Origin of the sequence: Bacillus sp. B-jedd (genome assembly GCF_000821085.1) — a bacterium.
Lineage (GTDB): Bacteria > Bacillota > Bacilli > Bacillales > Cytobacillaceae > Bacillus_D.
This window is the reverse complement of sequence record NZ_CCXR01000001.1, coordinates 1,277,453-1,300,789: the sequence shown is the minus strand read 5'-3', so window position 1 is coordinate 1,300,789 and position 23,337 is coordinate 1,277,453. Positions and strand designations below refer to the sequence as shown.

Below are 23,337 nucleotides of genomic sequence, written 5' to 3'. Positions count from 1 at the left end.
TGATTTAAAGGATATGTTTACTAGATAAATAGGATTATTTTTCAATTTTCCCTTGCTTTTTTGGTAAATTCTTTAAAATTGTACGATAGTGAATTTTGAATATAATGAATATTAAATATATAAGGAGGTATGTCCATTGAAAAATAAGTTTTTAGCGGGAGCACTTGCACTGACATTTGGAGCATCTATAGCCTTTAGCGGAATGCCGGCAACAGGAAAAGCGGCAGCTGAGCAAAAGAAGTACATAGTCGTGTTTAAAGATCAGGATAAACTGCCTGCCGGCTATGCGAATGCCATCGCGAAAGCAGGTGGAAAAATTGAGTCCAAGCTGGAAAAACTCGGAGCTGTGGAAGTAGTTTCGGACAATCCAAACTTCCTGGCAGAAGTGAAAACGTCCTCGACTGTCCTTGAAGCAGGTGTCCAGAGCATTGTGTATCCTGAAACAGTTGTTGAGAAAGAATCCATCTCCCTTGCTGAAGCTGGAGAAAAAGCCGACCTGTACAATTCACTGCAATGGGATATCAAGCAGGTAACTAACGATGGGGCGTCCTGGAAGCTGCCAGGCGGAACAGGAAAATCAGTTGACGGGAAGGAGATTGTCGTAGGTGTCATCGATACCGGTATCGACTATACCCACCCTGATGTTAAAAATAACTACGCTTACGGTAAATCTTTTGTCCCTGGCTATCCTGATGCTATGGACGAAGATGGGCACGGCACACACGTTGCTGGTTCAATTGCAGGCAATGGCCGCATCATGGGCATCGGGCCTGACCTGAAAGTCGCAGCTTACCGCGTATTCGGTCCGACAGGCGAAGCGGAAACATCCCATATCGCCGAAGCACTGATGACAGCTGCTGACGACAATGTCGATGTTGTCAACATGTCTCTTGGCGGCTATGACTGGTTCCAGGATCCTAAATATGCGACAAAGGACATCGTTGCTGATGTCAACTTGTTTAACCGTGCGATCCAGTACGCGATTAAGAAAGGCGTCACGGTTGTCGGTTCTGCTGGTAATGCTGCGTCCGACCTGCGTCCAGGGCAGTTGGCCGGCGATGATAAAGGCGCTGTTCACCGCAGCCCAAGCAGCCAAACGTTGATTCGTGTGTCCGCGGGCGGGGCGTTAAAGAACCTTGCTTTCTACTCCAACTACGGCGTTGGCAAAATTGATGTCATGGCACCAGGCGGTGACCTTGGCCCTAATTATGACCCTGTCACAAAAACAGGCAGGGATAACTCTTACCTGTGCCTGAGCTCTGTGCCTGGCGGTTATGCTTACATGGCGGGCACCTCAATGGCCTCGCCTAAAGTAGCTGGACTCGCTGGCGTCATTATCGCCAAGCATGGCAAGGACAAACTCAATCCGGCCCAAGTAAAAGCCATTATCCAGAACACATCCGAGGACATCTTCAAAAAAGGCTACGACGAAAAAGCAGGCTTCGGCCTCATCAACGCAGTCAGCGCGCTGCAATAATGATACAAGGGGACGGTTCTGCTGCTTCTTTCGATTTCCGAAAGAAACGCTGAAACCGTCCCCCTGCTTTATTTTTGCCCGTAGGCTTTAAATTTCTCCGCGAGCTTGGCCATTTCTTCCTCAGGCAGTATGGCGGGTTCGCCTATGCATTTTGCCTGATAATAAATCCTCGCGCAAAATTCGATTTCCTGGGCGATGGTAAAGGCTGTTTGGATGTTGTTGGCGCCGGCAATCAGCCCATGGTTTGCGAGCAGGACTGCGCGTCTGTCCTCCATTCCTTTAAAGGCTGCCTCAGCAAGTTCTTTTGTCCCGAACGTTTCATAAGCCGAACACCTGACATTTGGCCCTGCGTAGGCAACCAGGTAGGACACTGCCGGCAAATCCCATCTCAATGATGCGATTGTTTTTGCAAAGGGCGAATGGGTATGCACTAGCGAGTTCAAATCCTGCCTCTGCCTGTAAAAGATGAGGTGCATTTCCTTTTCACTGGAAGGTTTCCTAACCCCTTCTATCACTTCCCCGGCAAGGTCCACAACGACAACATCTTCTGGGGATGTCTCAAAATAATCGAGGCCGCTCGGACTGATTGCCACAAGGCCCGACTCGCGGTTAAAAAGGCTGATATTCCCTCCGGTCCCTTGCGTCAATCCGCTTTCAATGAGCTTCTTTCCGTATTCGACAACTGCTTTACGCTCTTCCATTAAAAGCATTTTGGGCATTCTCCCTCGTTAAGTTGATATTTGGCTTGGGGTTTTAATCCGTTTCAAAGAGCTTTTTTAAGTTCTCTTTATATGGAGCCCGGACAATTCCTTTTTCAGTAATGATTGCTGTTACATTTTCATTTGGCGTCACATCAAAGGATGGATTATAAACTTTAATCGTTTCCGGCGCGGTAAACTGGCCAAAGCGATTAATTACTTCAGATGGCTCCCTTTCTTCAATCGGAATATCATCCCCTGTCGCCGCCTTCATGTCAATTGTCGGAGTCGGAGCCGCCACATAAAAAGGAATACCGTAGTTTTTAGCCAAAATCGACACCCCTAATGTACCGATTTTATTACATACATCACCATTCGCTGCCACCCTGTCGGTACCGACGATGACCGCATCAATTTTCCCCTGCGACATTACGACAGCAGCCATATTATCCGTTATGACGGTTACGTCGAGGCCAGCTGCCTGTAGTTCAAGGGCAGTAAGCATGGATCCTTGCATTCTAGGGCGTGTTTCATCCGTATATACCTTTATATCCCAGCCTTTTTCATGGGCGAGGTACATTGGAGCGGTGGCTGTCCCGTATTTTGTAGTCGCAAGAGCTCCGGCATTGCAGTGGGTTAATACTCCCATCCCATCTTTGAAGAGAGTGAGGGCGTGCTCACCGATTTTTCTATTGATTTCTTCATCTTCCTTATGGATGCGGATGGCTTCTTTTAGCAGGATTTCCTTCAAATTTGGAATTGGCAGCCTTTTATTTTCTCCCGCTGTCCTTTCCATTCTTTCAAGGGCCCAGAATAAATTAACTGCTGTCGGTCTGGAGGTGCCAAGATATTCAGAAACCTTCTTCAGTTCCTGGTAAAACTGTTCGTACGAGTTTTCACTCGCATCCCTTATACCAAGGTAAAGGCCGTAGGCAGCCGCAACACCAATTGCCGGTGCGCCCCTAACTTTCATGACACGGATCGCCTCCCAGACGCCTTCCGCTGTTTGGAACTCCTCGTAAACAATCTTGTTTGGCAAAAGCGTTTGGTCAAGCAGGACCAGGGCATCGTTTTTCCATTCAATCGTAATCAATTCTCCCGGCAAAGTTCATCTCTCCTTCAAAACTATTCTTTTAATCTATTGTATACCTTTTTTAATGTATTAAGAAAATCCCGGCCATTCTTGTAGTTCTCCCTTTCCAAAATAAAAGACTTAGCTGTCTCAAGGCACACTCGTTCAGCCAGGACGCGGCTCTTTTCATCAGTAATGGATGTGATATCCTTTACTTTCGCCAATCCAACGATACGCCTTGTCAATTCCAGTCCGGCAATCCCTGCTGTATCAGACAGGACGCCATCGAGATACCACTGATCAAATCCTTTTTCTTTTGCCATAACCTCAGTCACATTCTTCTGCCACGAAACGAGGAATTTTTCGGCAAAAAGGTCGATGGTATCAGTTATGGTACTTTCAAGCCAGCTTACAAATTCGTCATTCGATTCGGCGGTAAATGTATAGTTCGCCCAGGCAAAAACAAGATTGGCGACCACATTCCCCACATCGTATCCAATTGGCCCATAAAATGCGAATTCAGGGTCAATTACCTTGGTCGAATCCTTCTTTACAAAAATGGATCCTGTGTGCAAATCCCCATGTACGAGGGCCTGCGCATTTGTCATGAAGTCAAACTTCAGCTTTGCCGCTTCAAAGCGGAGGCGGGTATCTCCGTAAATCGTTTCTTCAATCCACTTTTTATTGGCGGGAAACAGTTCATTTCGACTGTTGTAATCGTTAAAAGGCTCTGTATACACAAGGTCCTCCGAAATTTCACAAAGCTCTGGATTGATATAATCCTTGACCAATTCCTTTTTTTTCTTATGATTCAAGACCACATCGGTTGTCAGGAGTAAAGTATTGACCATGAAAGTCGAGAGATCCTCCGCGAGTGCCGGAAAAATTCGCTGCTCCAGGAGGGCGGTCCGTAGAATTGTATGGTCAGATAAATCCTCCATCACGCAGCAGTTCATAATATCATCATAGAGGAAAACTTTAGGGACGAGACCTGGCGCTAGTTCTTCCTGCAGCTTGAGAATATTTGATTCAATGCGGATCCGATTTGTCGACAGCTTGAACTCGTCCGAAATCCTCGCGGTCTCCCCCGCCTGTTTGACAATAATGGAATTGCCTGATTTTTCATCGATAACCCGAAATACATAATTCAGGTTCCCATCACCAATTTCCTTGCATGAAAGCTCGCTGGCATTTTCGAAACCGGCAATTTTCTCCCTGACATATGCCGACACATCATCAGGGTCCATAAGAAAATACTTATCAAATGAAGCCATTTAAAAACCTCCCCAGTAACATGTTTGCGCTTCCCGTAATACGTTAAATTTATCCTCACACACATAAACCAGTCAACATATTTATAATTTTCAAAGCTAATACAATAACGAAGCAAGGGGACGGTTCCAGTGCTCCCTTCGATATCCGAAGGAAACCGGAACCGTCCCCCTTAAAGCCTGCCCTAAGAAAAATTGCAGAATCAGCTAGTTAATTAGCCGTCGCTTTCTGCTGATGGCCATTATCATTCTCCACCCGCATCAAGCCTCAATACTTTCCTCTTTTTTCCTGAGGGCTTTAGGCAAGCCTGCAAGCATGTGAGCCAAATGAACAATGCCTTGCTCGAAGTCACTCAGGCGAATTGATTCATTCGGAGCATGCGCTTTAGCTTGGACCCAGCTTACACCAGTGCTTACGATCGGGAGCCCGAGCTGCTCCCCAAAGATGTACATAGGGCCAGTGCCAGCTGAGTTTGGCGCAAGGACGCTTCCCGCTTCATATACTTCACTGGCCGAAGCCATCACATGCTTTACAAATGGATGGTTAAAATCTGAACGATAAGCCTTTTGACCGGTAAGAAGCCTTACATCCACATCATTGAAGCCATGCTTCAGTAAATGCTTTTTGACGCTTTGAAAAATGTGAAATGGATCTTGGCCTGGGACAAGGCGGCAATCCAGCTTCGCCGACGCGCTCCTCGGCAGGACCGTTTTTGTCCCTTCGCCAGTATAGCCGCTGACAATACCGCAAATCGTCATCGTTGGATGAAAAACCATTGCTTCCCGGGGGTCAACCCCTTTGCCAGCCGTGATGAGCGGGCGCTTAAGGCCATAAAGGATGGAGACTGCCCCAGCATCGAATGGCAGGGCCTTAACTGCCTGAACTTCTTCTTCAGTCGGCGGGATTATCCCATCAAAAAAACCTTCAACCAAAATCTCATTTTCCTTGTTTTTGATCGTGGCAAGTGCCTGGACAAGCCTCCATGCTGCATTATCCACATAAGCTCCGACAGACGAATGCATATCAATGTCAGCACCAAGGCAAATCAGCTCAAGATAAGCCATCCCCTTGATTCCTGCCACCATATTGATACGGTCCTTTTCATCTTTGCCGCCAAACTCCCAAATGCAGGCGTCGGCCGCGAATAGCTCTTTGTATTTCGTCAAATATGGCTCAAGGTTCGGGCTGCCGATTTCCTCTTCCCCTTCAATCAGGAATTTGATATTGCATGGTAGGCCGCCCGATTTTTGGAGCACCTTTATAGCTGCGAGGCGGGCAACGAGATCGCCCTTATTGTCGGAAGCCCCCCTTGCAAAAAGAATCCCATTCTCGACGACTGGTGTAAAGGGATCAGTTTGCCACTCTTCAAGCGGTTCCGGCGGCTGCACATCATAATGATTGTAGAACAGCAAAGTTTTGCTCGCATCCGCTTCCTCCCCCGCTGCAAAAAAACCATAGACCACCGGATTGCCGCCCAAATCATCAAGGACCATTGCATCTCCCCCGGCCTTCCTGATCATTCCCGAAACAAAGTCGACCGTTTCAGGAATGCCAAAATTCCTTGCTGAAATCGACGGCAGCCTCAAATAATCCTTTAACATCCCAAGCGCGGTATGTACTTCCTCATTCGCCAGCTGCTTTAATTCTTCCAACTGTGGGAAACCCATCTAACAACCTCCTAAAAGATGTATATACTCTTATTTCGTTAAACGAAAGAGTTTTCCTCCCGTTATTGAAATATTCTTTTAATAGTCTATAAAAAAAATAGGAGACCATGACTGCCTCCCTGAAAAATATCCACTTCTTTGCAGGGGAACGACCATGCGCTTTATGTGGAATAAAGCGGCGGAACCTTCGCATGCTTCAACCACAGTTCTGATTTTTCCAGTTCACCGGCGAGGCGAAGCAGGATGTCCTCCCTCCCTCTCGCGGCGATGAATTGGACGCCGAGGGGTAGTCCGCCGGAAGTAATGTGCATGGGTACTGACATTGCGGGCTGGCCAGTGAGGTTTGCCAGTTGTGTGAACGGTGTTCTCATGAGGCTTTTTTCGGCGAGTTGGTCGACGATACCAATCTTTTTGAGCAAGCTGCCCGAACCTGTGCGGCCCATTGCACTCATAGCAAATTTCTCGGCAGTTCCCGGATTGAGTTCGCCTATTTTTGCAGGGGGATAAGCTGTTGTTGGCGTCATGTAAAAATCATACGTTTGATGAAATTCTTCCATCGTATAGGCGGCTTTATCCCATTCCCTTAGGCTCGTGACAAATTCCCCGGCTGTTGTAGCTTTTCCAAGCAGTCCTAAAAGCCAGGTTGTTGGTTCCACATCCGTAAATTTCGCTTTCCTTCCAAGCACTTCCTCCAGAGAAGCGATCGAGGCCGCGACTTCGCCAAAGTACATCGTCAAATAGCTATTGGCCAATTTTTTGCCATCAATAGGAGGCTCAGCTTCTTCCACCTGATGGCCCATATTCTCTAAAAGCTTTGCGGTTTCAAAGACGGCTTTTTTGCAATCGGTCTCCACTGGAGTCCCTAGAGGCGAGTCCACTGAAAAAGCAATCCGCAAACCTTTGCCCGCCGGCAAGGAAGCCTGTTCAAGGTAAGAACCTTCAAAATGGGGAGCCATAAAAGCCACCCCCTTTTCCTTTACTCCCTTAAGTTCATCGAGCATAGCAGCACTATCACGGACTGACCTGGAAAGAACATGTTCCACAGACGCACCTTGCCATTGCCTCCCGACTATTGGCCCAACCGGCGTCCTCCCTCTCGTCGGTTTCAGCCCGAACAGCCCGCAATATGCAGCGGGAATCCGGATTGACCCGCCGCCATCGTTCGCTCCTGCAATCGGCACCATCCCAGACGCCACCGCCGCCGCCGAACCTCCGCTCGATCCCCCTGGAGTGTGGTTTACATTCCACGGATTACGGGTCGGGCCATAATGGGACGGTTCAGTAATGCCCATCAATGCAAATTCCGGCACGTTCGTCTGGCCAACGAAGATCACCCCAGCCTCTCGCAATTTACCGGCAAAAGTGGAATCTTGCCTCGCCCGGTAATGCTGCAGCGCTTTCGAACCGGCCGTCAGCGGTTCACCACTAATTTCCTGGGTAATATCCTTCAACAGCATCGGGACGCCAGCAAACTTTCCTGTCAATTCGCCTGAAACAGCCGAAAGCCTCGCTTTTTCATACATTTTATTAATAACAGCGTTCAGCTTTGGATTCAGCGCTTCTATTCGATTAATCGCTTCCTCTATAAGCTCCTTCGGCTCGACTTCCTTCCCCCTGACTAGACCAGCCAGCCCAAGCGCGTCATACTCCCCATACTCCTTAAACCCCATCCTGACTCCCTCCCAGCTAATCTCTTAAACTACCTATTCGATAGATACGCGCAGTTTCCTCTATGAGAGGCAGGAGACAGTTCTTCCTGCCTCGACCAAATGATGCCAGTGCTTCCATTCGAGTACAATGGTTGCTTTTCATCTGTATTACCTCTGTTATATTAGTATATTTTTCTATCTGTTTCGCATCTGTCTCAGTATTGTCAAAATCCTGCCATTGTAATAGTTCTAAATTTTCAATATAATACTAGTAACCTTTGCCGGATAGGCGGGATTCTAGCAAAAGAATCTTTTGCCAGGGGGTTCGCAAAGGATACAAAAAAACAGCAAGTAATATTGCATAAGTGGGGGGAAAGTATGAAAAGTCTATTGGGGAAATGGAATCAGCTAAGCCTTGTAAAGCAAATCATCATCGGCCTTGCCATTGGTATTGTGCTGGCTTTGGCGGTTCCGGGTGTTGCAAAGTCATTGGTCATTTTCGGTTCCTTATTTGTAGGCGCGTTAAAAGCAGTTGCGCCAATACTCGTTCTATTCTTGGTTATGTCGGCCATCGCACAACATAAGAGCGGACAGAAAACCAATATGAAATCCATTCTTACCTTATACCTGTTAGGAACCTTTCTTGCCGGCCTGATCGCGGTAGTAGCCAGCTTTATTTTCCCGGTCAGCCTGACCCTTGCGGAAGGAGCAGAAGGCCTGGAAGCCCCCGGCGGAGTAATCGAAGTTCTTAAGACTTTATTGATGAACGTCGTTGACAACCCGGTCAAAGCGATTTTCAATGCAAATTATATCGGGATCCTTGCCTGGGCAGTCGTCCTTGGGCTTGCGCTGAAAAACGCGCCAGACTCTACCAAAACTGTCATCTCGAATTTCTCTGAGGCTATTTCCACGGTTGTTAAATGGGTTATCCGTTTCGCACCGCTAGGCATCATGGGTCTCGTTATCGATTCAATCCTGACAAGCGGCATTGAGTCGCTGATGGGTTATGGAAAACTGCTGGGCGTATTGATCGGCTGCATGCTGTTTGTCGCTTTCGTCGTCAATCCGCTGATCGTATTCTTCACGGCCCGTCAGAATCCATACCCGCTCGTGCTCCAATGCATCAGGGAGAGCGGCATCACCGCTTTCTTCACACGCAGCTCGGCGGCCAATATTCCCGTCAATATGAGGCTTTGTGAAAAACTAGGATTGGACAAGGATACGTATTCCGTTTCCATTCCGCTTGGCGCGACCATCAACATGGCTGGAGCGGCTGTGACGATTTCCGTCCTTACACTGGCAGCAGTCAACACGCTCGGCATCAATGTCGACATTCCGACTGCAATCATCCTCAGCGTCCTGTCCGCAGTCGCAGCATGCGGCGCTTCGGGCGTTGCCGGCGGTTCACTGTTATTAATTCCGCTCGCGTGCAGTCTTTTCGGCATTCCGAATGACGTGGCCATGCAAGTAGTTGGCGTCGGCTTCATCATTGGCGTCCTTCAGGATTCCTTTGAAACAGCGCTCAACTCATCAACAGACGTTCTCTTCACTGCCGCGGCTGAATATCGCAAAAACCGACTTGAAGGAACAAGCGCAAAAATGAAAAAAGCCGTCTAAAGCGGCCTGCATCCAAGCAAAAAAACAAACGCCCACAAGCTGCGAACAACTCCGCGCTTGTGGGCGTTTTTTAATGATGCAAAGGGACGGTTTTGAGTCCCGAATGGAGCAGCCGAACCGTCCACTACTTCATCAGACTCTCAGCATGAAATCCTGCGGGTCACTTTCCGGTCCTTCGAAGTGGACTTCGGCGTTGATGGCCTCGAAGTGTTTGCGGGCGAATTGGATTTTCGCCTGTTCTTCCGGCCTTAGCAGTTCTTCGATGTCTGTCCCCTTCGTTTCGAGGACGAAATAAAGTTTTTCTTCGCCGTTTTTGTTAATGACGGCTGCCCAGTCGGGATTGTAGTTGCCGACCGGGGTTTCAATTTTGAACCAGCCGGGCAGCTTGACGTAAACCCTGACATTCTCATCATCCTCGAACCGCTTCGCGAAACTCTCTTCTATCTCTGAATCGTAAAGAACATGGTCGAAAGGCGATTTCCTGCTTTCAACCGCATTATCGTTCAAATAGGCTAGCAGTTCCTCGTTTTTGAACAGCTCGACTGCATAGTATGAGTCATCATCCATCTTGTAATATTTAATGCCGTCGCGCAAAAGCAGCTTCATTTCGCGCTGAATGATTTTCGTAACTTCCTGGATGAACTTCTGGGGATTATTTTTGAAATCCTCAAGCCTTTTGCAGCCGGTAAGAATCCGGACAATCGTCTTTCGTGTAAGGTTCGTACGGTTTTGCAGCTCAGTGATCACATCGGGGAGTACATGCGCAGATTCAACGTAATCCTCAACTCGCTCACTCACGACCGAGCCGCTCACCCCGGTGATCCGGTCAAAACCGGCCACCCGATCCTTCCGGCTAATGATGCGCACTTTGTCAATCCGGTTCATCTTCCCGATTGCCTCGACCGTCTTCCGGATCAACTCCTCGCTGTCAAAATCAATTGAAAACACCGTTTTATACTTGATCCGGTCCCATAACTCAAGGAAATCCTTGCTGTCGATTACCGCTTTGTTCAGTTTCACTTTCTTTTTCCTGCTCGCATCCTTTACAGGCAGTCGGCTAGTGATATGCTTCAGTTCTTTCAGCACCGCCGTTTTCCAAGGCTCGAATTCGTCGGGAAGCTCAACCTCATAGTTTTCGAGCGCTTCCTTCAGCTTTGCCGTTGCTTTTTCTTTTTGATCGACATATCCTCCGCTTTTCAGGCTTTCATATAATTTTGCCGACAAGTCGTAACCCATCGCGACCGGCTCATCCTTCTCCTGGTCCAAATACGCAAGCCTGGCGAAGATATGCTTTTCAATTTTGCCAAAAACAATCCCCGTCTGTTCCTCCATCTCGGTCTGGAGATTGGCAACAAACTCCTCGTACGATTCATTCGCCATGACGGTCAGCGTATTCACATTATAATCCGCTACCCGCTCTCCGTCCTGGTTGACGGCAAGGCGCAAGCCCCGGCCAATTTCCTGTCGCCGGCTCACATACGTTCCGCCTGAATCCTTCAGCGTGCATATCTGGAAAACGTTCGGATTGTCCCAGCCTTCCCTCAACGCTGAGTGGGAAAAAATGAACCTCAGCGGCTCCTCAAGGCTCAACAGCCTTTCCTTATCCTTCATGATCAGGCTGTACACATCCGTGTCCGCCGCCGTATTCCCTTTCGTATCCTTCAGCAAGCCCTTTTTATCTTGGGCAAAATAGCCATTGTGAATCCTTTCCACTTCCACGTCTACATCAATATCATCGAAAAGGGTGCGGTATTTCGGCTTTCTTGCAAGGATTCTGTATTCTTCCTCGAACATGAGCGCGTACTTTCCTTTGACTGGATTCCCGCTTTTGTCGTAATCCCGATAATTCGCCACTTTGTCGATGAAAAACAGGCTAAGCACTTTGATGCCTCGGTGGTTGTACCGCAGCTCCTTATCGAGATGCTCCTCGATTGTCCTCCGGATTTGATACCGTTTAATCGTTTCATCATCGACTTCACCGAGCGCATCGCCGATCGCAAGATAGTGGCCGTTGATTTCAACTGATTCGTTTCCGGGTGTCCAATCGATCTGCTCGACGCGGAAGCCACGGTACAGTTCGCGGTCTCCGGATAAATCGTAAAGGTCATCACCGTTTTTGACGATTTTTACCACGCGTTTCACTTTCCCGTTCGCTTCCACATCAAGCTCGATTTTCGCCTTTCGCTCTTTCACCTCAAGCAGCTTCATAAAAGGCAGGTTGAACGATTGCTCTGACCTGACCGACATGACTTCAATCTTTTTGACGAGCTTTTCATTATATGCATCGACCGCATCGAGGCGGAATATCATATTGTATTTATCAATGTGGGTCGCTGAATATCGGAGCGTGCACATTGGCGCAAGCGAGGAAATTGCTTCTTTCGACTTCGGCGTCGTGTCGACACTTTGCGGTTCATCGATGATGACAATCGGATTCGTCTGCTGGATGAACTCGATCGGCCGGTAGCCGTTCAGGCGGTCATTTGCGCGGTGGATGACATTCGCCTTATCTTCTTTTTCCGGGTCGGCGAAGCTTTTCCTGAACGCATCAATATTGATGATCATCACCTGGATCGCTGTGGCTGTCGCAAAGTTGCGCACTTGATCGAGTTTCTCCGAGTCATAGATGAAATACTCGAGCGGCTGCCTGTCATAAAGCTCCTTGAAGTGCTGCTCAGTGATTTGCAGTGATTTATAAACGCCCTCGCGAATCGCGACGGACGGCACAACAATGACGAACTTCGTAAAGCCGTATTGCTTGTTCAGTTCATAAATTGAACGCAAATACACATACGTTTTCCCGGTGCCTGTCTCCATTTCGACAGTGAAATTCATCCCATCGAGCGCTTCACTTCGCGCGAGGCCGTTTTGAATCTGGATTTCCTGGACATTTTTCAAAATTTCATTCTTGGTCAAATCAAGCCGGTTGCCAATCCCAAGATCGGTTTGGATCATTCCGGCATCCTCGCCGTAGGAAACAGTGAAATTCGACTGCCTGGTCGACTGCCCCCTGAAAATATTTACAATAGAATCAATGGCCTGGCGCTGGTACCCAAGGTCCGCCTGAAACTTCAGCTTCATTCCTTACACACTCCTAACATCATTGATTCCATTTTTCCTAAGCGTCTGGATTGCATTCGTTTTTACCGCATCATTCAGGAAACCGGATTCCTTGAAGACGACTTTCGGGTTGAACGCTTCTGCCTTCAGCCTGATCATTCCGTTGACAACGTCGAGCCCGATCTCATCCTCAAGGCACACGAGAAGCGAGCCATAACCAACCGAATAAACCGTTTTCCCGCCAACGTCCGCTTTTTCGATCGGAACCGTGAGCGGCAGGCCGACTTTCAGGAGGATTTCATGCAGCAGATCATCCTGGGTACGGTCTTCCTTCAAATTGTCTTCTAGGTTGAACAAGTCCTGCTCGAGATTTTCAAAATCCGGATCCCACGGCTTTAGATTGGAAGAATCGAGACTGAAGGCCTTAAAGCCAATATCAAGATCGTCACGCTCCGACTCCGCAGCCACCTTTTCCCCTGCCCGGCGAATCCGCTCCCTGCCGATTTCACAAATCGTCCGGAATCCGGCTTTATATGCCTCAGTCCCTGAGTCGCAAAGCTCCGGTAATTGAACCAAAATGAATTTACGCCGTAAGCCATCCTCGCTGTTCAGCTTCATTACCGCATGGGCGGTTGTCGCCGAACCCGAGAAGAAATCGAGAACAATTTCGGCATCCTCTAGATTCGCCGTTTTCAGCAGAAATTCAAGGAGCCTGACCGGTTTCGGGCCGTCGAACACCCCGACATCGTCAAAAAGGGCCTTCGTTTCCTGTTTCCCTTCCTGGTTATGGCCAGCTTCCGCATGGAACAGAATCGTGTTTGGCCTCAGCCCGCTCTGCACCTCGGACAAGAAGGTTTTCAGCCTAGGCGTCCCATCCCCCTTCACGCCAAACCAAATGCGGTTATCCCTGACGAGTTCCTCGAAACGTTCCTTGCTGACACTCCAGTATCTTCCGCTCGGCGGCGCACATACCCGTCCGCTTGGCGTTGTGATTTCATAAAGGAGTTTGTCCGAACCCGATTTCGCCGACAGGACGACTGAGGTCCAGACCCCGCGCGGGTCGTTGTCGGGGTTGCCATAGCCTTGCGGAATTTCGTCCCCTCTTGGCAGCAGGCCAATTTTCCAGCCGCTTTCATTTGTATGGATACTATTTTTGCAATAAACGAGTATATGGTCATGCATTGTTGAAAAGTACGCCGCGTCATTCGCCCTCGAGAATTTCTTTTGCCAGACGAGGTTCGCGACGAAGTTGTCCTCACCGAATATCTCATCGCACATCTTCCTCAGATTGGCCACTTCGGTATCATCAAGGCTGATGAACATCACTCCGTTCTCTTGGAGCAGATTGCGCGCAAGCTTCAGGCGCGGGTACATCATATTGAGCCAGTCGGTATGGTAGCGTCCCCGCGTTTCGGCGTTCGCCTTCATCGCCTGGCCAGTTTGGCGCTTGTAATTTTCGATGCTGTCTCTGAAGTCGTCCTTATAAACGAAGTCCTTGCCAGTGTTATAAGGCGGGTCGATGAAAATCATCTTGACCTTCCCGAAATATGATTTCTGCAAAAGCTTCAATACTTCAAGGTTGTCTCCTTCAATATAAAGATTTTCAGTTTCGTCCCAGTTTTTGCCTGAATCCCTGTCTGGCCTCAAGGTGCCGGCGGAAGGTGTCTGCGCCAACTTCAGCGCTTCAGCCTTTCCATGCCAGGAGAATTCGAATTTCTCCTTCCGGGAGTCGACCGCCTCCCCAAGAGCGAGCTTCAGTTTTTCAAAATCAATTTTTCCTTCTGCGACCACTTCAGGAAAAAGCCGCTTAATGGCTTCAATGTTCTGCGCAGCCAAGTCTAGCGATTGTCCATCCAGCTTTTCCATCCTTCATTCCCCCTGCGTATCCAACTGTTTCTTTAACGATTCCATCTGCTTCAGTAGCTGTTGGATTTTTACATTCATCTCAACTTTTTTATTAAACTGTGACTCTTTCCTGATCGCCGTTTTCAGTTTAACAGCCTCCTGCTCGAGCTTTTCGATTTGCAAAAGTGCAGCCTGCCGCTCCTCGTATTCAGCTTCACTTCCGGCGATTTTGTAACTGCCTGCCACTCGGGAAAGTTTAATGGCTTCTACAGCGCGGTCAATATCCTTGTAAAAATCGAGAAAGCTCGAAAATCTGACATTTTCAAGTCGGACTGCCTGCAAAAATGCCTCAAACTCGGCTTTCGCTTCCGAGGGAAAAAACCAGCCTGTCCGATGGATCCCCTCAATGACGACACCTGACCTGTCCACCTTGTTCAGCCGTTTCATCGCGGTGCTGATTTGGCATTCACCGTTCCAGTCGAACACGAGGACAACTGGATGAGGCAGAGCGCGGTGTATCGCTTCATCAATAGTGGCCACTTGCCTGTCCGAGGGATCCTCCCTGAGCTGGACCGTTAAGAACATTACGCCTTCAACATGGTATTCGTCAGAAATAAACGGCTGAATATTGATCGTGGAAAGGGAGAGCAGGTACGCCAGTTCCATCTTTTCAATCAATTTCGAAATGGTCTCCTTCTCCCCTTTTTTAAGGCCGCCCTGTTCATAAAACATCTTTTTATCGAGCTTTTTATGAATTGGGGATAAAAGCCGTCCAATGCCAATATGTTCATAAAAACTATCCGCAGCTTTCATCCGCGCCATTTACTCCTTCACTATCAAATAAGATACGACTTCAAAGTCCTGGAGGTTCGTATTTGAACTGGCGACAAGGCTGTCGAGGCTGCCAAGGCTGAAAATGTTCAGCGTTGATTGATGGTCGATTTTGCCGGCTATCTCACCTGCGGCCTGCTCAAGCAGTTCTTTATACGGCACCATTTGCCTGCCGTTCCGTGTTTCTTTATAAAATAATTCATACAGCACGCGTTCCGGCTCCTGTTTGCCGAGGCAAAGCGACCTGTATAAATCTAGAATCTTTTTTACGTGGCCATAGCTTAAAAGTACATTCCCGTCGTATTTTACATAAACGAGGTAATACGGATGGAGTGCATTTTTGCCGTCCTGCCCTGGTACATGATTGATTTGCTTCAGGCAAAAAATCACTCCCGGGCTGATTTCTTCCTTCAGTTTTCCGTTCCTGTTACTCGTCAATGAAAACAATCCCAGCGGAGCTTCTTTCACAACGCTGCCATTTTTCTTCATATGGGCAAGCAAATCCATCCGGAAATCATCAAGCGTGAAATCGGTGAGTGAAATATTCCCCGAAATTTCTTCCAGATCGATCATCTCGTTCTGCAGTTTCTCCAGTTGTTTCCGGCGGTATTCGAGATCCTTCATCTCATTGCTGTTTTCAGCAATGACATTCTCCTCACCTGTCGATGAAATATTGAGAATCGTCATCCGGTCCTTGACCCGTCCGACGAGGTTGATATATTCGTCCAGTTCAATCGGCGGCCAAAAGTTCACCAGCTGGATGACACCATTTTTACTGCCAAGTCGGTCAATCCGGCCAAACCTCTGGATGATCCGCACTGGGTTCCAGTGGATATCATAATTGATTAAATAGTCGCAGTCCTGGAGGTTTTGGCCTTCGGATATGCAGTCTGTAGCAATCAGCACATCAATTTCTTCTTTCGCATCCGGCATGACCTTTGCCCGTTCTTTTGAAAGAGGCGAAAAATAGGTAAGGACACTGTTGAAATCGGCTTTTTTCAGTTTCATAGTTGTTTTAGGATTGTCCGATCCCGTCACAACAGCGCTGTGAAGCCCAAATTTATCACGGGTCCAGCCGCTTAGGTTTGCATATAAATAGTTGGCCGTATCGGCGAACGCGGTGAAGATAAGGACTTTCTTGTTTTGCCCGTTCAAAGGGTTTGCGACTTTATCGGATATCAATTCCTTCAGCCGCGAAAGCTTCTGGTCACGTTCCGGGGAAACCATTTCAGCCTGCATCGTGAGGCGCGCGAGAATTTCCCGGTCATATTGAAGGTCTTGCTTCCAACGGATCAAATCGACATCCTTCAGCAGAATTTTGACCTTTGAACCGATGAGCGCGTCTTCAAGCTCCGGATCCTCGACATCGATATCCATTATATCCTGTGCGGCATCCTGTCCGGGTTTGTAGTCATCGATTTTTTGCAAAAAGGCATCGATGTTGTTTGTAATACTCTTTAACGTCAAAGAAAAAGAATGTACGGAACTTTCAAGCCGTTTCAGCAAATTCGCTTTCATCAAATGGATCAGGTTGTTTTCACGGTCGGTCTGCCGGAAAACCTGGCCATTCCTTACCTTTGTATCGTACTTTTCATTATAGGCGCCCCGCATATGCGGTAGGACGTATTGCATCGGCGAATACACGGCGAGGCGCAGCCTGAGGATATCATCATTAATAAGCGAAAGCGCCGGAAACTCGCCTTGCTTGTCAATCGTTTCCTTTATATTAAGCGGCTTTTTCCGGTCCGGAAATTTGCCGATATCTTTCATGTTGTAATATTTTTCGATATGACGCCGCGAGCGCGCAATCGTTAACGAATCAAGCAAGGTGAAATAGTCCCAGCTCAAAAAGTCGAGCAGCCGCTCTGTCGTCCGTTCTTCTTCCGGCAGCTTGCTCCATTTGTTGAACTGCGACTGCGCCTGCCTGATCGTCTGCGATATGTTCTTGATATTCGCGCTTTCGGATAAGGCGCCGTCATTACCTTCAGTAATGAAGGCAACCTGGTTTTTTAAATCGTCGAGCTTATTATTGACCGGCGTCGCCGACAGCATGAGGATCTTTGTTTTGACGCCGGCTTTGATCATGTCATTCATAAGCCGCGAATAACGGGTCACCCTGTCATTGCGCGCCTCATTATTGCGGAAGTTGTGCGACTCGTCAATGACGACGAGGTCATAATTCCCCCAGTTCACATGTTCAAGATTGATGTCGCCACTGTATCCCCCCTGGCGTGATAAATCGGTATGGTTCAATAAATCATAAGAAAAACGATCATCCGCCAAAATATTCCGCTTATCATTCAATCGGTAAATCGACCAGTTCTCGCGCAGCTTTTTCGGCGCAAGTACGAGGACACGATGGTTGCGGAGCTCATAATATTTGATGACAGCGAGCGCTTCGAACGTTTTCCCGAGACCGACGCTATCGGCGATAATGCAGCCGCCATGCTTTTCGATTTTATTGACCGCGCCGACCACTCCGTCCTTCTGGAAGGCATAGAGCTTGTTCCAGATCATCGTGTTCTCGAAACCCGTTTTTGCCTGGAGCGCGTCCAGGTCCTTCGTTCCTTCCAAAAATTCTTTAAACAAATGATACAGCGTGACAAAGTAAATGAACTCTGGAGAGTTTTCCTTGTAGAGCGTTTCCAGTCTATCGAGGATATTGTCCTTTACATCATGCAAAACCTGTTCATTTTGCCAGATAGAATCGAAATTGTTCAAGAGCTGGCGGTTTGTTTCTTTGTCATCGACAATTGTATTGATATACATATTCGATGAATTGCTGTAGCCAAGCCCCGCGGTTGAAAATGGCGCCCCGCCAACGAGGCCGATTTCCTTCTCATCCTTGTTGGCGACATGGTAAAGCCCGCCTTCTATCTTTTGCTTTGTCACCGACTTAAACTGTGCCTTCGTTGTTACCCACTTCGCCAGCTCCCTGGCAATATGCGCCTGAGACAGCTCCGCTTTATATTTCTGTTCCTCCACTACGCCAAAGAGCAGATTCTCATTTTTTTCTACTTGCTCACGCGGCAAGCCTTCCATATCAACAAAAGCCGGTTCTGTCAGGATGAAACGAAACCCGTCCACCTTCGCCAGCTCCCGCTTCAACTCTTCAAACGCATACAACGTAAAATGAGCCGCAGCCACAGAAATCCGGCTGCCCTCCCCAAGATTCCGCCTCAGCACATCCCCAACTAAACCAGTCCGCTGATTATCAACAACGCCACCCGGCATACCCAAACCACCTCTAGCAAAATTTCAAAATCTATAAATCCATGCAAGCGCAGCTCCCCTAATAGGTACCTGGAAACTCCCACGCCATCAATTTATTTTAAAAAATATTCCTCTAAAATAATATCACAGAAAGCAAGGCAGGGGACGGTTCCAGCGTTTCATTCGGGAAGCGAAATAATTTCCAGGTGCTGTGTTTTCATAGGGGACGTTGTTTCTCCTTTCATAACGGGCTTTCGGGCTCGAAAGAAGGACTTGGCGACCGGACGGCGTTGTATCGAAGGATGTTATGGATCTAAATGAGATCTTTCTTCATCGTCCTGCCAGTCATTCAACAATAAAACAGCAGCGGAGCTCCCGAGCTCTACTGCTGTTTTTAGAAGCAGAGGGCGGTTCCAGCACTTTCTTCGGGTCTCGAAGAAAGCAGCAGAACCGTTCCTTTCATCACTTTATGCATCTTTCCAGTTCGGTGCCTCCACATTTGTAGCAGATTTTTGAGGAGTAGCTTAAGAGTGTTTTGCAGCGGATGCATTTTTTCATTTTTACTTTCATTTCACTCACTCCTTCGGGCTAGTAATATAGAAGTATGTATTAAGGGAATGATCCGTACGTCAGACAGGTGATAATCTTTCCCTAATAAGTTTTACATTCTCCATCAGGAATGGAAAATCCTGCTTGTTTAATGGTGGCACTAGTCCCTGCAGGCTTTTTCTTTTAAGTTATTCAAAGCTTTTTGGCCTCTACGATTTCCAGTGTTTCTATATCACCCAGTGTTTCAGGTCATTAAATGTTACGCCCATTCAAACAGTTAAATGATATGATGAAAAGAAACGATTCGTTTTTTGCAAAAGGGGGACTTTCCATGAACGATCTAGCTCAGAAATATTGGAATGAGTATTGGGAAACCAAACAGGAGGAAGCGCCGAAATCAGTCAGCGCATGGCAATTCGGGGATGATGCCGACTATCTAGCACAACTGGTCATCGATGGAATCAAAACGGCCACTTGCTCAGGTTTTATTTTTTATGAACTGGAAAACGAACGGCTCCCCGCAGTCGATGATTACAGTATTATTCTGAATAGCCGCGATGAGCCTGTTGGGATGATTAAAATAACTGATGTTAAGAAAATGCCAATGAATGAGGTTCCCGAGGATTTTGCGATTGCGGAAGGTGAGGGAGACCGAACATACCAGTATTGGAAAGATGCCCACACGCGTTTTTTTACCCAAGAGCTTGGCAAGCTGGGGCTTGAATTTTCCGAAGACATGCTGCTCGTCTGTGAGCGGTTCGAATTGGTCAATGCAAAAGGCAAGTAAAAAACGCTTGGGAATTCCCAAGCGTTCTTTTTTAAATACAAATAAAAGGCCACTAGTGCTTCTTCCCCTAAAACAAGCTCAGCCCAATCCACGCAGCCGGTTCTCAACCGCCCGTAGTTTCCGCTCCATCGTGTGTTCCTTGTCACGGCGATCATCAATCCGGATATTCGTGCAAACTCTCTGCAGCCCTTTTGCAAAAGGGACTTCATGAATCTCGCGTACGACCTCAAGCAGTTCGGCCAAATCGCCCTCAATCAAAGTGCTCATTGGGGTTAATTGATAGGTGATTCTCCCTTCATATTTCCGCAGGACCTGATGGATTTCCGCCACATATTCACTCACACTTGGAGTCCCAGTGCCCACCGGAATGACCGTCACATCAATGATTGCCATTTGTCCGCCTTCTTTCCGAAACTTTTTTCCAATCATAACACAATCGGGACGACTTTCTCCAGAAACGCGCGCTGATTTTGGAAATTAAAGTCCCTGACCGCAAAAAAATCCCCGCTTTCAATCCTTATCGCGGGGACTCATTTTGAAACATGAAGACAAGCCCTTTTTTAGTCTATTTTTGCAAAAAGCGAATCATTCAACCGTGAAAGCTTTCGAGACTTTGTATTCTTTCCCACCCTTCGGTGTCATCCAGGCAGTAAGCACATACTCGCCCTTTTCCAGCTTCAAATCATGCAAATCGATGTCGTACGTTAACGAATCCCCCTGCAAAAGTTCTTCTTCCCCAAGCACCTGCAAGAACATGGCCGTACTGGAAAAAAGGAAAAGCTCCTTGCCCTCCTTATCCTGGACGGCATAGTCATAACGCTGGGAGCTCGTGAATGCCAGATTTACTGCTTCCTCGGTTTGGTTGTTGATTTCGTATTGGAAAACAAGCGGCCTAATTTCTGTGAGACTTGCCTTTACTTCATTCGCCACAATCCCACTACCTCCTCCATTGACCTGTTGGACTGGCTCTTTATCCTGCCCTTCGTTCGCTGTGCCGCATCCGGTGGCCAGGGTGCCAAGCAATATGATCAGTAACAGTCTTTTCATGCCACACCGCCTTATTAGTTTGAGTGTAAATGCCTTTATACTATATTGGTCGGAAAAAGGCAATTTAATGTTTCACGGTTCAGCAGCATAATTTCCTTATTCCCTTAGACAATATTCACCAATCAAACTTACACGGCTGATGGCAAAAAAATCCCCGCTGCCACTGTAAGGCCAACGGGGACTTTCATTTTCAACAGCTCATTCCATTTTCAGTATCGGACAATGCAATCTAAATATCACTTATTATAGTCGATCACATACAAATACGGGACCCTGATGCTGCCATCAGCACTTTGAACTGTGATATATCCAGCCTTGAATTCAGCAGTACCATTATTGTTTCCGGCATGGCTGCCCTTGTTCACGACATCCACCTTGATAACGGTTTCCCCATTTGGAGCCAGGGAGACTGCTGTTTTGCCAAGACGGAGATTGCTATCGCTTGAAAGGGTATAATCAACCTTTTTGCCAGATGGATTTTTAAGTGTAAAGGATAGTTGATACGTCTGGTTTCCGACCGGACGGACAAGGCCAAAGCTGAGCGAGGACGGGAATGCCATAGCCGGCGCCTTCATCGCCCTGCCTAAGTCAATCAGGCCTGCGCCTACTTTCAGCGGATCGGACACATCTGTATCAGGCTGGACGCTGCCCGCCAGATTCCCTGCCGTTCCCATCAGGGCTGCTTTAACTTCTGCCGGTCCCCAGCCAAGCTTTTCATCCTTGCTATAAGCGAGCAGAATAGCCGCCGAGCCCGCCACATGCGGCGAAGCCATCGAAGTACCTTGATACAATTCGTACCCTCCTCCCACAACGGAAGAGTAAATGTTCACACCCGGCGCAGCCACATCAGGTTTCAGCGTGTAGTTTGGCGTCGGCCCCCGCGAACTGAAATTGGCTAACAGATTCGGTGTTGCAGCAATTTCAGTAGGCGGATAAGTAATCGTGACTTCCTTGCTGCCCTTCCAATTGCTCAATGCCTTTCCGGCTTCATTGCCAATCATGACAGCAGGAATTAGCGCATCATCTGATGACATTGGAATGGGCTCGGAAATTCCTTCACTTTGGAAAATGATAGCCGCAACCGCGCCTGCTGCAGCGGCATTATTGATTTTTTCGGCAAAAGTACAACTTCCCCGTTGGATCAACGCCATTTTGCCTTCAAGCGGCTTGCCGGTAACCGGTGTACACGCCTTATTGTCCCCGCCTGAGTAATCACTCCATAATGCATATTCTCCAGATAATTGTTCCTTCACTTCGCCTTTCCCGGTGCCTGTAGTCGCTACCGTCTGGCCTTCTGGTAACGCTTGATGTTTCAATAGCATGGCAAAAGTGCGGCTGTTCGTTGTCGCTGCGACAGTGATGACTTTTTCTGCCGTCCCCGGCGAACCAACCGTATGATAGCCAGGACCTTCATTTCCGGCTGAGATGGCAACAACAACGCCTGCATCGACAGCGGCATTGACCGCCATATCAAGCAAGTCCGCCCCCTTGTGCGGTGTCCCGCCAAGGCTCAAGTTCAGGACGTCCATCCCATCCTCGACAGCTTCTTCCACTGCTTTTGCAATGAATAAGCTCTTAGCATCCGCGACATCTCCCGGGAAAACATTATAATTGCCTAGATAGGCCCCAGGAGCCACCCCGCTCAGCGGCTTGTTGCCGAGCGTCGGCATGGTGCCGGCTTTTCCGGCAACCGTACCGGCCACATGGGTGCCATGGCTATCGACTGCCTGCGCACTCAGCTTTGGATTTTGATTGAAAACTTTCGCGACAATGACTTTATCGCTCGTGAAATTCTTATCGCCTTTTGGATACCCTTCAGGGGCTTTCATATTTTCATTCGGCTGCAGGAAAGGATGATTCTGGTCGATTCCAGAATCAATAATGCCCACTTTCATATCAGCTCCAGCATCCGGCTGGCCGCCAAGCGCATTCCAGAGCGCCCCTGCGTTTATGAGTGCCGTACTGTCACTCATCGCTTTCCTGTATGTGTTGCTATAGCCGGCCTGGACAACGCCTGGTCCGCGGCTAATGTCTTTCAAAGTAGCCCCGTTCAGCTTCAGGCCAATCCCGTTATATGCAACATCATACTCAGTAACGACTTCAACCTGGGGGAGCTGTTTGGCAATCCATTTTTTGTAGTTCTCCCTTTGGGCCTCGAGCCTCTTTCCGTACTTCTTTGCGGCATTCGAATTCAGATTAAACTTCTGCCCCTTGCCAGGGCTTGTCTTTTCATACCCTGCAATCGACCCATCGTAGGACGCAATCGGCGCATCGCCAAACTGGACAAACACATACTCCTGATCCTCTTTTGTCTTCAATGGGCTGTCATCATTTTTGACAATCGCCTGAGCTGGCAGCGCTGCGTTCACCATTAATAGCAGGATGAGTGAAAGCCCTAATACCTTCCCGAACCTCTTAAAAAACTTCAATCCTTACTCCCTCCCTATGTAACTCCAGCCTATCAATCTATAAGCCGGGCCCAAATTTGTTAAAACAGTTATTTATATTCTACGAGAATCTTCTAAATTCCTATTAAATATTTTTTAATATTCT

15 protein-coding genes are annotated in these 23,337 nt (G+C 48.0%); 3 read left to right on the top strand and 12 right to left on the bottom strand.

From position 1 onward, the window contains the following. Window positions 1-136: 136 nt before the first annotated feature. Window positions 137-1,477 carry a S8 family serine peptidase gene (locus BN1002_RS06395; protein ID WP_048824183.1) on the top strand — a complete coding sequence of 447 codons (1,341 nt, stop codon included), beginning with the start codon at window positions 137-139 and terminating at the stop codon, window positions 1,475-1,477. Between the two features lie 68 nt (window positions 1,478-1,545). Here the strand turns inward: BN1002_RS06395 and BN1002_RS06390 are convergent, their stop codons facing one another. From BN1002_RS06390 to BN1002_RS06370, 5 genes are all read right to left on the bottom strand, one after another. After that, a complete protein-coding gene (locus BN1002_RS06390; protein WP_048824182.1) occupies window positions 1,546-2,187 on the bottom strand; it encodes an L-fuculose-phosphate aldolase in 642 nt (213 codons plus the stop codon). Window positions 2,188-2,230: 43 nt separating this feature from the next. Further along, entirely contained in the window at window positions 2,231-3,280 is a 1,050-nt protein-coding gene (mtnA, locus tag BN1002_RS06385) for an S-methyl-5-thioribose-1-phosphate isomerase (protein WP_048824181.1), read from the bottom strand. Window positions 3,281-3,300: 20 nt separating this feature from the next. Then, window positions 3,301-4,521, bottom strand: coding sequence for an S-methyl-5-thioribose kinase (mtnK, locus tag BN1002_RS06380; protein ID WP_048824180.1), 1,221 nt, complete (start codon window positions 4,519-4,521; stop codon window positions 3,301-3,303). Between the two features lie 258 nt (window positions 4,522-4,779). After that, window positions 4,780-6,186, bottom strand: coding sequence for a M20/M25/M40 family metallo-hydrolase (locus BN1002_RS06375; protein WP_048824179.1), 1,407 nt, complete (start codon window positions 6,184-6,186; stop codon window positions 4,780-4,782). Window positions 6,187-6,347: 161 nt separating this feature from the next. After that, entirely contained in the window at window positions 6,348-7,856 is a 1,509-nt protein-coding gene (locus BN1002_RS06370; RefSeq protein WP_048824178.1) for an amidase, read from the bottom strand. 357 nt (window positions 7,857-8,213) lie between these two features. Here BN1002_RS06370 and sstT point away from each other — a divergent pair, with 357 nt between their 5' ends. Further along, window positions 8,214-9,452: a serine/threonine transporter SstT gene (sstT, locus tag BN1002_RS06365; protein ID WP_048824177.1), complete on the top strand. Its 1,239-nt coding sequence runs from the start codon at window positions 8,214-8,216 to the stop codon at window positions 9,450-9,452. A 132-nt stretch (window positions 9,453-9,584) separates the two neighbouring features. Here the strand turns inward: sstT and BN1002_RS06360 are convergent, their stop codons facing one another. From BN1002_RS06360 to BN1002_RS06345, 4 genes are read right to left on the bottom strand one after another with little or no spacing between them, the layout of a single operon-like run. Continuing rightward, window positions 9,585-12,533: a type III restriction-modification system endonuclease gene (locus BN1002_RS06360; protein ID WP_048824176.1), complete on the bottom strand. Its 2,949-nt coding sequence runs from the start codon at window positions 12,531-12,533 to the stop codon at window positions 9,585-9,587. 3 nt (window positions 12,534-12,536) lie between these two features. After that, the gene (locus BN1002_RS06355; protein WP_048824175.1) at window positions 12,537-14,378 is read right to left on the bottom strand and encodes a site-specific DNA-methyltransferase; all 1,842 of its coding nucleotides are present in this window, start codon (window positions 14,376-14,378) and stop codon (window positions 12,537-12,539) included. A gap of 3 nt (window positions 14,379-14,381) precedes the next feature. After that, window positions 14,382-15,179: a DUF4391 domain-containing protein gene (locus tag BN1002_RS06350; protein ID WP_082036158.1), complete on the bottom strand. Its 798-nt coding sequence runs from the start codon at window positions 15,177-15,179 to the stop codon at window positions 14,382-14,384. Then, on the bottom strand, window positions 15,180-18,422 hold the full coding sequence (locus BN1002_RS06345; protein ID WP_048824174.1) for a helicase-related protein: 3,243 nt from the start codon (window positions 18,420-18,422) through the stop codon (window positions 15,180-15,182). It lies immediately after the preceding gene. 859 nt (window positions 18,423-19,281) lie between these two features. On the opposite strand from BN1002_RS06345, the gene BN1002_RS06340 reads away from it, so the two are divergent. Further along, window positions 19,282-19,737, top strand: coding sequence for an ASCH domain-containing protein (locus BN1002_RS06340; protein WP_048824173.1), 456 nt, complete (start codon window positions 19,282-19,284; stop codon window positions 19,735-19,737). Between the two features lie 78 nt (window positions 19,738-19,815). On the opposite strand, the gene BN1002_RS06335 is transcribed toward BN1002_RS06340, so the two are convergent. From BN1002_RS06335 to BN1002_RS06325, 3 genes are all read right to left on the bottom strand, one after another. Next, entirely contained in the window at window positions 19,816-20,130 is a 315-nt protein-coding gene (locus tag BN1002_RS06335) for an MTH1187 family thiamine-binding protein (RefSeq protein ID WP_048827793.1), read from the bottom strand. Window positions 20,131-20,322: 192 nt separating this feature from the next. Beyond that, a complete protein-coding gene (locus tag BN1002_RS06330; protein ID WP_048824172.1) occupies window positions 20,323-20,784 on the bottom strand; it encodes a BsuPI-related putative proteinase inhibitor in 462 nt (153 codons plus the stop codon). Between the two features lie 236 nt (window positions 20,785-21,020). Then, window positions 21,021-23,213, bottom strand: coding sequence for a S8 family serine peptidase (locus BN1002_RS06325; protein WP_048824171.1), 2,193 nt, complete (start codon window positions 23,211-23,213; stop codon window positions 21,021-21,023). Window positions 23,214-23,337: the final 124 nt, after the last annotated feature.

Excerpts from the sequence above, each read along its gene's own strand:
- BN1002_RS06340 (WP_048824173.1), top strand. The coding sequence starts at position 19,282 with ATGAACGATCTAGCTCAGAAATATTGGAATGAGTATTGGGAAACCAAA.
- BN1002_RS06390 (WP_048824182.1), bottom strand. The coding sequence starts at position 2,187 with ATGCTTTTAATGGAAGAGCGTAAAGCAGTTGTCGAATACGGAAAGAAG.
- BN1002_RS06350 (WP_082036158.1), bottom strand. The coding sequence starts at position 15,179 with ATGGCGCGGATGAAAGCTGCGGATAGTTTTTATGAACATATTGGCATT.
- BN1002_RS06355 (WP_048824175.1), bottom strand. The coding sequence starts at position 14,378 with ATGGAAAAGCTGGATGGACAATCGCTAGACTTGGCTGCGCAGAACATT.
- BN1002_RS06375 (WP_048824179.1), bottom strand. The coding sequence starts at position 6,186 with ATGGGTTTCCCACAGTTGGAAGAATTAAAGCAGCTGGCGAATGAGGAA.
- BN1002_RS06345 (WP_048824174.1), bottom strand. The coding sequence starts at position 18,422 with ATGCCGGGTGGCGTTGTTGATAATCAGCGGACTGGTTTAGTTGGGGAT.
- mtnK (WP_048824180.1), bottom strand. The coding sequence starts at position 4,521 with ATGGCTTCATTTGATAAGTATTTTCTTATGGACCCTGATGATGTGTCG.
- BN1002_RS06360 (WP_048824176.1), bottom strand. The coding sequence starts at position 12,533 with ATGAAGCTGAAGTTTCAGGCGGACCTTGGGTACCAGCGCCAGGCCATT.
- BN1002_RS06370 (WP_048824178.1), bottom strand. The coding sequence starts at position 7,856 with ATGGGGTTTAAGGAGTATGGGGAGTATGACGCGCTTGGGCTGGCTGGT.
- BN1002_RS06330 (WP_048824172.1), bottom strand. The coding sequence starts at position 20,784 with ATGAAAAGACTGTTACTGATCATATTGCTTGGCACCCTGGCCACCGGA.
- sstT (WP_048824177.1), top strand. The coding sequence starts at position 8,214 with ATGAAAAGTCTATTGGGGAAATGGAATCAGCTAAGCCTTGTAAAGCAA.
- BN1002_RS06335 (WP_048827793.1), bottom strand. The coding sequence starts at position 20,130 with ATGGCAATCATTGATGTGACGGTCATTCCGGTGGGCACTGGGACTCCA.